This window comes from Streptomyces sp., assembly GCF_036524955.1.
In the GTDB taxonomy this organism is placed as follows: Bacteria; Actinomycetota; Actinomycetes; order Streptomycetales; family Streptomycetaceae; genus Actinacidiphila.
Map to the genome: position 1 here is coordinate 1 of NZ_DATDBG010000185.1, position 11,158 is coordinate 11,158.

An 11,158-nucleotide genomic window follows, 5' to 3' on the forward strand; every position below is an offset into this window, starting at 1 on the left:
CCCCCCCCGGGCCCACGTTGTCGGTGGCTGGACTTAGGGTGGGGGAAAACCGGCGCACCGAGCGCCCGAAGGGAGGCGGTATTCATGGCATTCATGGCATCCACGGCATCCACGGCATCCATCTCGTCCACGTCGGTCGGCTCGTCCACGTCGGCAGCGACCTCCGCGCTGCTCGACACCTACGGCCGGGTCGCCACCGACCTGCGCGTCTCCCTGACCGACCGGTGCAACCTGCGCTGTACGTACTGCATGCCCGAGGAGGGACTGCAGTGGCTGGCCAAGCCCGATCTGCTCACCGACGACGAGATCGTCCGGATGGTGCGGATCGCCGTCACCCTCCTCGGCGTGCGGGACGTACGGTTCACCGGCGGCGAGCCGCTGCTGCGCCCGGGTCTGGTCGGCATCGTCGAGCAGTGCGCCGCCCTGGAACCGCGCCCCACGATGTCGCTCACGACCAACGGCATCGGCCTGCGCCGGACCGCCACCGCGCTGCGCGACGCGGGCCTGGACCGGGTCAACGTCTCCCTGGACACGCTGCGGCCCGACGTCTTCCGCACCCTGACCCGGCGCGACCGCCACCACGACGTCACAGCCGGCCTGGAAGCGGCCCGCGCCGCCGGGCTCGCACCGGTCAAGGTGAACACCGTGCTGATGCGCGGGATCAACGACGACGAGGCACCCGACCTGCTGCGCTGGGCCGTCGACCACGACTACGAGCTGCGGTTCATCGAGCAGATGCCGCTCGACGCCCAGCACGGTTGGCAGCGCTCCGGCATGGTCACCGCCGAGGAGATACTCACCAGCCTGCAGACGCGGTTCCGGCTCACCCCCGAGCCCGAATCCGTCCGCGGCTCCGCGCCCGCCGAGCGCTGGCTGGTGGACGGCGGCCCCGCCCGGGTCGGCGTGATCGCCTCGGTCACCCGGCCGTTCTGCCGCGCCTGCGACCGTACCCGGCTCACCGCCGACGGTCAGGTACGCAACTGCCTGTTCGCCCGCGAGGAGTCCGACCTGCGCACCGCCCTGCGCTCCGGAGCCGACGACGCGGAGATGGCGGAGCTGTGGAAGGCGGCGATGTGGGGCAAGAAGGCGGGCTCGGGGCTGGACGATCCGTCGTTCCTCCAGCCCGAGCGGCCCATGTCAGCGATCGGCGGCTGAGCTCTCCCATTCCTCGAGGGGCACCACGTCCTTGAGGAAGCCGCGCATCCCCAGGAAGCCGGCCAGGTGCTCGCGGTGCTCCTCGCAGGCCAGCCAGGTCTTGCGCCGCTCCGGGGTGTGCAGCTTCGGGTTGTTCCAGGCCAGCACCCACACCGCGGGGGCGCGGCAGCCCTTGGCCGAGCAGACCGGCGTCTCGTCGTTCACGGCGTTGTTCGCGTCGTTCACGTGGTTCACGGATTCGTTCACAACGCCCAGTAAACATGGCGACGCCGGGCAGCCACGGGGGGAGCCGCCCGGCGTCGGTTCATCGCTCCGACGGGGGATGCGGAGCGCGTACGCAGTATGTCACGTGCTCAGCCTGCCGTGGGAGTCAAACGTCATGATTGACCTGAGCTTTTCTTGAGCTTTGGCCTCCACTTTCACAGGTCTGGACCGCTCTGCGGCCCGGCTCCGCAGCGCCCTCGACCGCGATCAGCGAGGGTCGTGACGGTCCGCGGGCGGCTCCGTCACCCGCTCCGGTGAAGGCTCGGCTTCGATTGCCTCCGGCGACGGGCGCTCCGACGGCGGCAGGTACGTCTCGGGCTGTCCCGGTCCCTTCTCGCGGCCGGCGTTCGCGTAGACCACCGCCACGTACGGCAGCAGCGCGCCGAGGACCAGAGTCGCCCAGGCGAGTGGACGCTCCACGTTCCACAACACCACCGTGAGGATCACCGAGACGGTGCGGACCGACATCGAGATGATGTACCGCCGCTGCCGGCTCCGGATGTCCTCGGAGAGGCCGGCCCGCGCTCCGGTGATCCGGAAGACCTCCGGCCCGCCGTGCTTCCGCATTCCACTCCACCGCCTGCTCGCCTCGCCGGACCGTGTTCATCACCGATCTCGGTGCCGCGGCCCTGGCACACTGCCCACGGTACGCCGCCGGGCGCCCGCGCAGCAGACCGGGGGCGTGCGACAAGCCGCCTCAGCCCGGCAGCACCCCCAGCCGCTCCGGCGGCACCCCGTCCGTCAGCCACACCCCGTTCGCGCTGACCCGGAACTCGTGACCCGCGGCGGCCAGCCCCGCCGCGTCCACCGCCAGCACCACCGGGCGGCCGTGCCGCGCCCCCACCCGCACGGCCGTCTCCACGTCCGCCGACAGGTGCACGTCCTGCCGGGACATCGGTTTGAGCCCCTCCCGGAGGATCACCGGCAGGGTGGCCGCCGCCGTACCGTGGTAGAGCACGTCCGGCGGCGGCGCCGGCGGCAGGCCCAGCTCGACCGCGACCGAGTGGCCCTGGCTGGCCCTGATCCGCCGCCCGTCCGCCGAGAAGGCGAACCGTTTCTTGCTGTTGGTCGCCACCACGTGGTCGAGTTCGGCCCGGGAGAAGCGCCGGCCGCCGGCGGCGCACGCGGCGAGCAACTCGTCCACGTCCACCCAGCCGCCCTCGTCCAGCACCATGCCGACGCTCTCCGGCCGGTGCCGCAGCACCATCGCCAGGAACTTCGACACCTTGACCGCGCGTTTCCCGTCCACCGCTGCCCACCCCCGTATCGCGGTCAGACCCCCTGGCTGACCGAACTCATGTTGAAGTCCGGGATCCGCAGCGACGGCGCCGCGGCCCGGGTGAACCAGTCGCTCCACTCGCGCGGCAGCGTCCGCTCGGTGCGGCCCGCCTCGGTGGCCCGGCCGAGCAGGTCCACCGGTGACTCGTTGAACCGGAAGTTGGTCACCTCGCCGGTCACCTCGCCGTTCTCCACGAGGTAGACGCCGTCCCGGGTCAGCCCGGTGAGCAGCAGCGTGGCCGGGTCCACCTCGCGGATGTACCACAGGCAGGTCAGCAGCAGGCCACGCTCGGTGCCGGCCACCAGCTCTGTCAGCGACTTGTCGCCGCCGCCCTCCAGGATCAGGTTGTCCCCGGCCGGGGACACCGGCAGCCCGGTCAGGCCCGCGCTGTGCCGGGTGGTCGGCAGCCGGTGCAGCGTGCCCTCCCGCACCCACTCCACCGGGCTCACCGCCAGCCCGTTGTCGAACACCGACGCGTCGTCGCCCGAGGCGTGTGCGATGACGAACGGAGCCGACTCCAGGCCCGGCTCGGCCGGGTCGCTGCGCAACGTCAGCGGCAGCGGCGACAGCTTCTCGCCGACCCGGGTGCCGCCGCCGGGCTTGCTGAAGACCGTGCGGCCCTCCGCCGCGTCCCGGGCGCCGGACGACCACAACTGGTAGATCATGAGGTCCGCGACGGCGGACGGCGGCAGCAGCGTCTCGTACCGCCCCGCGGGCAGCTCCACCCGCCGCTCCGCCCAGGCCAGCCGCCGGGCCAGGCCCGCGTCCAGCGCCAGCGGGTCCACGTCCCGGAAGTCGCGGGTGGACGCGCCGGCCCACGCCGACTTCGTATGGTCCGGGGACTTCGCGTTCAGCTCCAACGTGCCGGTCGGCTGGTCGTGCCGCAGCCGCAGCCCGGTCGAGGTGCCCAGATAGGTGGAGGTCACCGAGTGGAAGGCGAAACCGTACAGCTCCCGCCCACCCGCCCGGGCCGTCGCGAACGCCTCGCCCAGCGCGGGTGCGAACGACGCGAAGACCTCCGGGGAGGTCTCGGCCGGCGCCTCGGTGAAGGCGGCCGAGACCGGTACCCCGTTCACCAGCGGCTGCGCGTCCTCCGCGGGCCCGGCCTCGCGGGCCGCCGCCTCCGCCGCCCGTACCAGCGGTTCCACCTCGTCCGCGGTCACCGCCGAGCGGGAGACGACACCCGAGGCGGTGCCCTGCGCGCCGTCCACCGTGGCGATCACCGTGAGCGTACGGCCCCGGGTGACGCCGTTGGTGGTCAGCGCGTTGCCCGCCCAGCGCAGATTGGCGCTGGACTCCTCGTCGGCGATCACCACGCAGCCGTCCGTGCGGGACAGCTCCAGGGCCCGCTCCACGATCTCGTGCGCCTTGGTCCCGGTGCTCCGGGTGCTCATCGGCCGGCCTCCTGCGTGGTGTTGAGAATGCTGACGCCTCTGAAGAGCGCGGACGGGCAGCCGTGGCTGACCGCCGCGACCTGGCCCGGCTGGGCCTTGCCGCAGTTGAACGCGCCGCCGAGCACGTACGTCTGCGGGCCGCCGACCGCGTCCATCGAGCCCCAGAAGTCGGTGGTGGTCGCCTGGTAGGCGACGTCCTTGAGCTGCCCGGCGAGCCGGCCGTGCTCGATCCGGAAGAACCGCTGCCCGGTGAACTGGAAGTTGTAACGCTGCATGTCGATCGACCAGGACCGGTCGCCCACCAGGTAGATCCCGCGCTCCACCCCGGCGATCAGTTCCTCGGTGGACGGGCCGTCCGGCGCCGGCTGGAGCGAGACGTTCGCCATCCGCTGCACCGGTACGTGGCCGGGCGAGTCGGCGTACGCGCAGCCGTTGGACCGCTCGAAGCCGGTCAGCCTGGCGATCCGCCGGTCGAGCTGGTAGCCGACCAGCACGCCGTCCTTCACCAGGTCCCAGGACTGCCCGGCCACGCCCTCGTCGTCGAAGCCGACGGTGGACAGGCCGTGCTCGGCGGTACGGTCCCCGGTCACGTTCATCAGCGGCGAACCGTACTTCAGCGTGCCGAGCTGGTCGAAGGTCGCGAACGAGGTGCCCGCGTACGCCGCCTCGTACCCCAGCGCCCGGTCCAGCTCGGTGGCGTGCCCGATCGACTCGTGGATCGTCAGCCACAGGTTCGACGGGTCGACCACCAGGTCGTACGAGCCCGCCTCGACCGAGGGCGCCCGCATCTTCTCGGCGAGCAGCTCCGGGATCCGCGCGAGCTCGGCGTCCCAGTCCCAGCCGGTGCCCGTCAGGTACTCCCAGCCGCGCCCGACCGGCGGGGCCAGCGTCCGCATCGAGTCGAAGCCGCCGGTCTCCGGGTCCACGGTGACCGCGGTGAGCTGCGGATGCAGCCGTACGCGCTGCTGGGTGGTGGTGGTCCCGGCCGTGTCCGCGTAGAACTTGTTCTCCAGCACGGTCATCAGCGAGGCGTCGGCGTGCGAGATCCCGTCCGCGGCCAGCAGCCGGCTGCTCCACTCGGCGAGCAGCGCGGTCTTCTCGGCGTCCGGCACGTCGAACGGGTCGACCTCGTACGAGGACACCCATGTCTGTTCGGCGTGCACCGGCTCCTCGGCGAGCTCCACACGCTCGCCCGCCCGTCGCCCGCCGCCACCGTTCCGCGGATGCGCTTCGCGCGCCCCCGCTGATTCCGCCGCGGCGATCACCTTCGCCGAGAGCCTGGCCATCGCCACCGCCTGTGCGGCGACCTTCGCCGCCGCGTCCATCGTCAGGTCCACGCCGGAGGCGAACCCCCACGCCCCGCCGTGCACCACCCGCACCGCGAACCCGAGGTCCGTGGTGTCCGAGCTGCCCGCCGGCCGGGCGTCCCGCAGCCGCCACGCCGCACTGCGCACCCGCTCCAGGCGGAAGTCCGCGTGCTCGGCGCCCAGCGCACGCGCCCGCGCCAGCGCGGCGTCGGCGAGCGCCCGCAAGGGCAATGCCAGGAATGACTGATCGACTTCATGAGGCACGGCGAACTCCCCTTCGCTTCTGCGTGTCCGCAGTGAATCACGTCCCCCGCAGCCCGGGCGCGGGGATTTGCCCGGCGGGCCAGCGGCCCCGGCCGCGTCCGGGGCGCTGCAGGTTCACCGCCCGGCACCGCGACGGCACCTGATCCGCCGGGTCCGGTCCGCCAGGTCTGGCAGGGCTGGCGGAGCAGCGTCGGTCGGGAGACCCTGCGGCTGCCCCGATGTCGTATGTGGCCAGACCGGTGAAGGCGCCGCCACGGTCGCGCCCGAGGTGGCGCGGTCACCGGTCCGGCGCGGGCACCGAGTACTGGTACCGGTCACTGTAGGAAACTCACAGGGACCACGGGAGCAGCCTGTCGGGGTCGATGCCCCGGAACCGTGCCGGGACCGATAGCTTTTCACGCAGGGATACCCACGACCTAGCGAAAAGGTGATCCGTTGAGCCGCTCGGTACTCGTCACCGGAGGAAACCGGGGCATCGGCCTCGCCATCGCCCGGGCCTTCGCCGACACCGGCGACAAGGTCGCCATCACCTACCGCTCGGGCGAGCCGCCGGCCGACCTGGTGGCGCTCGGCGTCCTTCCGGTGCGCTGCGACATCACCGACGCCGAGCAGGTCGAGCAGGCGTACAAGGAGATCGAGAGCGCGCACGGCAACGTCGAGGTGCTGATCGCCAACGCCGGCGTCACCCGCGACCAGCTCCTGATGCGGATGTCCGAGGAGGACTTCACCTCCGTCCTCGACACCAACCTCACCGGCACCTACCGGGTCGTCAAGCGCGCCAACCGCGGCATGCTGCGGGCCAAGAAGGGCCGCGTCGTCCTGATCTCCTCGGTCGTGGGGCTGCTGGGCGCCGCAGGACAGGCCAACTACGCCGCCTCCAAAGCCGGCCTGATCGGCTTCGCCCGCTCGCTCGCCCGCGAGCTGGGCTCCCGCAACATCACCTTCAACGTCGTCGCCCCCGGCTTCGTGGACACCGACATGACCCGCGCCCTCACCGACGAGCAGCGCGCCGACATCGTCGCCCAGGTGCCGCTGGGCCGTTACGCGCAGCCGGAGGAGATCGCCGCGACCGTGCGCTTCCTCGCCTCCGACGACGCCTCGTACATCACTGGAGCCGTCATCCCGGTTGACGGCGGATTGGGCATGGGTCACTGATCACCATGAGCGGAATCCTCGAGGGCAAGCGCGTCCTGATCACGGGCGTACTGATGGAGTCCTCCATCGCGTTCCACACCGCCAAGCTGGCGCAGGAGCAGGGCGCCGAGATCATCCTGACCGCCTTCCCGCGGCCGACCCTGACCGAGCGCGTCGCGCGGAAGCTGCCCAAGCCGGTCAAGGTCATCGAGCTGGACGTCACCAACGCCGAGCACCTGGCCGGACTGGAGAGCGTGGTCCGCGCCGAGCTGGGCGGGCTGGACGGCCTCGTGCACTCCATCGGGTTCGCACCCCAGGACGCGCTCGGCGGCAACTTCCTCAGCACGCCCTTCGAGTCGGTCGCCACCGCGATGCACGTCTCGGCGTTCTCGCTGAAGTCGCTCACCATGGCGTGCCTGCCGCTGATGCCCAAGTACGACAGCGCCACCGGCAAGGGCGGCGGCTCGGTCGTCGGCCTCACCTTCGACGCGCAGGTCGCCTGGAGCCAGTACGACTGGATGGGCCCGGCCAAGGCCGCGCTGGAAGCCACCTCCCGCTACCTGGCGAAAGAGCTGGGCCGGGAGAACATCCGCTGCAACCTGATCTCGGCCGGTCCGATCGGCTCGATGGCCGCCAAGTCCATCCCCGGCTTCACGGAGCTTGCGGACATCTGGAACCACCGGTCCCCGCTGGAATGGAACCTGTCCGACCCCGAGCCGGCCGGTCGCGGCGTGGTGGCGCTGCTCTCGGACTGGTTCCCGAAGACCACGGGCGAGATCGTGCACGTGGACGGCGGGCTGCACGCGATCGGCGGCTGACCGCGGCAGGCGTGTGACCGCGGCCGGACCGGCGTGCGCGACCGCAGCAACGCCGCTCGGGCATCCTGCTCACTCTCCCCCGGCCTCCGGCCGGGGGTGCCCCCAGCGGACGGCCTCTCCCTCCTTGCCCGCCCTCGGACAGGAGGGGGCCACCGGCCGGCCACTGCGTTGTTCCGCGCCTTCGCCTCCGGGCGCTCGGACCCGGTGTCGACGGTCGGCCGTGCTCCCTCGCTCACTGTGCGCGGTTCTCCCTTTGGACACCGGCGCGCCCTTCGGCTCAGCCGCTGCCGCGCGAGCTCGCGCGTCAGCCCGTGTGCGGTGAACGGCGCCCCTGCGCGGGGCGCCGCCGCGTCCGGGTGCGAGACTGGGGCCATGCCCGTACTCGAACCGAATCCCCCGCAGAGCCAGCGGCGCCTGCTGATCCTCTTCGGCCTGATGATGGGGGTGCCCGCGATCGTCGCGGTGGTCGCCACCGTCGCCGCCCGGATGGGATAGCCCGCATGGGGCAGCCGCACCCCTCGACGGGACACCTCTCCACGGGACAGGCCGCCCCCGCGTACCCCGGTCTGTGACTGGCACCACCTGCCCGCGACCCCGAGCCAGGGGTGGGGACAACCCCGCCATCCCTCGGGGGCCGATGTCAGGGTCGGATGGGTGGACGGCCGGATGGGACCGACCGCCCCGCCCCCGTAGCGTCGAAGAGCACTCGGCCATTACGGCACTTCGACGGTTCATCCACGGAGGCGGTCACCGTGACCACGCACTTTTCCCGCGCGCCCGTCCCGCGGCGCGGGACGGGCGCCGCGCGCCCCCCACGTACGGCCGCCCGGTCCGCCCCCGTCCCGCGCGGCGGGGCGCCGGCCGGCAGCGGTGCGCAGACCCGGCTGCCGTGGTGGGCCGTGGCGCTGCCCGCCCTGGCGTTCGCCGCGCTGCTCGCCCTGCTCACCGGCGGCCCCGCCGACGCCTCGGCCGCGACGCCCGCCGGGCACTGGTTCGGGTGGCTCGCGCCGGTGGTGCCGGACCTGATCGGCCTCCTGCCGTGAAGCGGGTGAGCGAGCGCCGGAGCACCGGGGCGGCTGTGAGCCACAGCCGCGAGCCGGGCAGATCGGTCATCTCGCGCCTGGCCGCGGGTTTTCTGGAAAGCTGAGAGGCATGACCGTCGATTCACCCCGCACCATCGTTCTGCTCCGGCACGCCAAGGCCGACTGGCCCCAGGTTCCCGATCACGAGCGGCCACTGGCCGACCGCGGCCGTAAGGACGCCCCGGCCGTCGGCCGCCGTTTCACCGACGACGGCATCTCTCCCGACCTCGCCCTGTGCTCCACCGCCGCCCGCACCCGCGAGACCTGGAAGCTCGTCGCCCACGAGATGCCCCAGCGACCCAGGACGGTCTACGAGGAGCGGCTCTACGAGGCCGGCCTCGGCGACCTGATCGCACTGCTCGCGGAGACGCCCGACGAGATCGACTCACTCCTGGTGATCGGCCACAACCCCGGAATGCACGCCCTCGCCGACGCGCTGGCCGGTTCCGCCGACAAGGAGGCGCTGGCCCGGATGAGCCGCGGCTTCCCGACCGCGGCCTTCGCCGTGGTCACCTTCACCGGCTCGTGGAAGTCCGTCGAACACGGGGTGGGTCGGCTGACCGGATTCTGGACGCCGCGCGGCGCGTAGCCCGCGTTCACGATCGCACCGGGTCGGGCCGGTCAGTCCGGCGGCGTCACCCCGTCCACCTCGTCGGCCGCCTCGACCTCCTCGCGGGTGATGCCCAGCAGGTACAGCACGGTGTCGAGGAACGGTACGTTCACGGCGGTGTCGGCCGCCTGGCGTACGACGGGCTTGGCGTTGAAGGCGACGCCGAGCCCGGCCGCGTTCAGCATGTCCAGGTCATTGGCGCCGTCGCCGATCGCCACGGTCTGGCTGAGCGGCACACCGGCCTGCTCGGCGAAGGCGTGCAGCAGCCGGGCCTTGCCCGCGCGGTCCACGATCGGTCCGGTCACCCGGCCGGTGAACCGCCCGTCCGCCACCTCCAGGGTGTTGGCGGCGGCGAAGTCCAGGCCGAGCTGTTCCTTGAGCTCGTCGGTGACCTGCGTGAAGCCGCCGGACACTATCCCCACCTGGTAGCCGAGCCGCTTGAGCGTACGGACCAGGGTGCGCGCGCCGGGGGTCAGCCGCACCTCGGCGCGGACCTTGTCCACCACCGACACGTCGAGCCCGGCGAGCAGGGCCACCCGAGCGTGCAGCGACTGCTCGAAGTCCAGTTCGCCGCGCATGGCCGCGGCCGTGACCTCGGCGACCTCCGCCTCGCACCCGGCGTGCGCGGCGAACAGTTCGATCACCTCGTCCTGGATCACGGTGGAGTCCACGTCCATCACCACCAGGCGCTGCGCCCTGCGCTGCAGTCCGGCCGGCATCACGGCGACGTCCACCCCGCGGGCGGCCGCGGCCGGCGCCAGCGCGGAGCGCAGGTCGGCGGGGTCGGCGCCCGAGACGGCGAACTCCACAGCGGTCACGGGGTACTTCGCCAGCCGGAAGATCCGGTCGATGTTGCCGCCCGCCTCGGTGATCAGCGCCGTTATGGCGGCGGTGGACGCGGCCGTCAGCGGGTGACCCAGGACGGTGACGTGCGAGCGGCCGGCGCCACGCGGGCGGTTGTCGCCGGTGCCGGAGATGATCTCGGCCTGCATCTGCGCGGCCTCCGCCCAGCTGTGGACGGTCGCCCGCAGCCCGCCTTCCGCACCTGGCCCGTTCGGCGCGGTCACCAGGGCGCACAGCACCATCCGGCCGCGGGTCACGACCTGCTCGATGTCCACGACGTCCACGCCGTACCCGGCGAGCGTGTCGAACAGGCCGGCCGTGGTGCCCGGCCGGTCCTTCCCGAAGATCTTGACCAGAAGCGTCGGTACGTCCGCCGCGTCCGCGGCGGACCCGGGCGAGTTCTGCGAGGCGTCGTTCATGGTCTTCCCACGTTATCCGTCCGCCGCCCCACGCCGACCCCCCGTCCCGCCTGACGGACACCCGACCGTGTCGACGCGACGGCACGGAACGGGTACAGACCTGTGGCGGAGGCCGCTTTTCTGTTACCGGCCCGGGGCCTGCCATAGTTCCTCCCGATGTTCGCAATCCCTAGACTCCCCCGCATGGGGATCACTCGGGGGACAACACATGGGGCATGGGGTGCCTGAACTCGTACTCGAAATGAACGGACACACCTGGACGCTTGATGCGTCCCGGTCATACAGCCTGGGGCGCGACCCCCGGGCCGACGTGGTCCTCGACGACGCCAGAGTCTCCTGGCGGCACGCCACCGTCCGCCGCGGCGAACGCGGCTGGGTCATCGAGGACCTCGGCAGCACCAACGGCACCTACGTGCAGGGACAGCGTGTCCAGCGGACGGAGGTCGGGCCCGGGTCCGCCGTCCACCTCGGCAACGCGACGGACGGGCCCCGGCTCACCTTCGGCGCCGGCGCGCACACCCCGGCGCAGGGCGGCGGATACGTGGCGGGAGCCGCACAGCAGCAGGCGCACGCGCGGGCCGCGCAGCCC

At 72.4% G+C, this 11,158-nt stretch carries 13 protein-coding genes; 7 read left to right on the forward strand and 6 right to left on the reverse strand.

Annotation, left to right across the window (positions count from 1 at the left end; genetic code table 11):
* Positions 1-84 precede the first annotated feature (84 nt).
* A complete protein-coding gene (gene moaA / locus VIW71_RS15270) occupies positions 85-1,155 on the forward strand; it encodes a GTP 3',8-cyclase MoaA (RefSeq protein WP_331622813.1) in 1,071 nt (356 codons plus the stop codon).
* On the opposite strand, the gene VIW71_RS15275 is transcribed toward moaA, so the two are convergent.
* From VIW71_RS15275 to VIW71_RS15295, 5 genes are all read right to left on the reverse strand, one after another.
* Positions 1,138-1,359, reverse strand: a complete 222-nt coding sequence (locus tag VIW71_RS15275; RefSeq protein WP_331622826.1) for a hypothetical protein — start codon at positions 1,357-1,359, stop codon at positions 1,138-1,140. The genes moaA and VIW71_RS15275 overlap by 18 nt on opposite strands.
* A 267-nt stretch (positions 1,360-1,626) precedes the next feature.
* Positions 1,627-1,986 carry a DUF3099 domain-containing protein gene (locus VIW71_RS15280; RefSeq protein ID WP_331622814.1) on the reverse strand — a complete coding sequence of 120 codons (360 nt, stop codon included), beginning with the start codon at positions 1,984-1,986 and terminating at the stop codon, positions 1,627-1,629.
* 130 nt (positions 1,987-2,116) lie between these two features.
* Entirely contained in the window at positions 2,117-2,668 is a 552-nt protein-coding gene (locus VIW71_RS15285; protein ID WP_331622815.1) for an RNA 2'-phosphotransferase, read from the reverse strand.
* A 23-nt stretch (positions 2,669-2,691) separates the two neighbouring features.
* A complete protein-coding gene (locus VIW71_RS15290; RefSeq protein WP_331622817.1) occupies positions 2,692-4,092 on the reverse strand; it encodes a metallopeptidase TldD-related protein in 1,401 nt (466 codons plus the stop codon).
* Positions 4,089-5,663: a TldD/PmbA family protein gene (locus tag VIW71_RS15295; RefSeq protein WP_331622818.1), complete on the reverse strand. Its 1,575-nt coding sequence runs from the start codon at positions 5,661-5,663 to the stop codon at positions 4,089-4,091. Before VIW71_RS15295 ends, VIW71_RS15290 begins: the two co-directional genes overlap by 4 nt.
* 435 nt (positions 5,664-6,098) lie before the next feature.
* On the opposite strand from VIW71_RS15295, the gene fabG reads away from it, so the two are divergent.
* From fabG to VIW71_RS15320, 5 genes are all read left to right on the forward strand, one after another.
* On the forward strand, positions 6,099-6,818 hold the full coding sequence (gene fabG / locus VIW71_RS15300; protein WP_331622819.1) for a 3-oxoacyl-[acyl-carrier-protein] reductase: 720 nt from the start codon (positions 6,099-6,101) through the stop codon (positions 6,816-6,818).
* A gap of 5 nt (positions 6,819-6,823) precedes the next feature.
* Entirely contained in the window at positions 6,824-7,615 is a 792-nt protein-coding gene (gene fabI / locus VIW71_RS15305) for an enoyl-ACP reductase FabI (protein WP_331622820.1), read from the forward strand.
* 372 nt (positions 7,616-7,987) lie between these two features.
* The gene (locus VIW71_RS15310) at positions 7,988-8,110 is read left to right on the forward strand and encodes an SGM_5486 family transporter-associated protein (protein WP_331622821.1); all 123 of its coding nucleotides are present in this window, start codon (positions 7,988-7,990) and stop codon (positions 8,108-8,110) included.
* A gap of 257 nt (positions 8,111-8,367) precedes the next feature.
* Positions 8,368-8,658 carry a hypothetical protein gene (locus tag VIW71_RS15315; protein ID WP_331622822.1) on the forward strand — a complete coding sequence of 97 codons (291 nt, stop codon included), beginning with the start codon at positions 8,368-8,370 and terminating at the stop codon, positions 8,656-8,658.
* Positions 8,659-8,767: 109 nt separating this feature from the next.
* Entirely contained in the window at positions 8,768-9,286 is a 519-nt protein-coding gene (locus tag VIW71_RS15320; RefSeq protein WP_331622823.1) for a SixA phosphatase family protein, read from the forward strand.
* 32 nt (positions 9,287-9,318) lie between these two features.
* Here VIW71_RS15320 and serB read toward each other — a convergent pair whose 3' ends face one another.
* Positions 9,319-10,569: a phosphoserine phosphatase SerB gene (gene serB / locus VIW71_RS15325; RefSeq protein WP_331622824.1), complete on the reverse strand. Its 1,251-nt coding sequence runs from the start codon at positions 10,567-10,569 to the stop codon at positions 9,319-9,321.
* 208 nt (positions 10,570-10,777) lie between these two features.
* Here serB and VIW71_RS15330 point away from each other — a divergent pair.
* Positions 10,778-11,158 (forward strand): FHA domain-containing protein (locus tag VIW71_RS15330; RefSeq protein WP_331622825.1); only part of this gene is annotated, 381 nt, incomplete at its 3' end.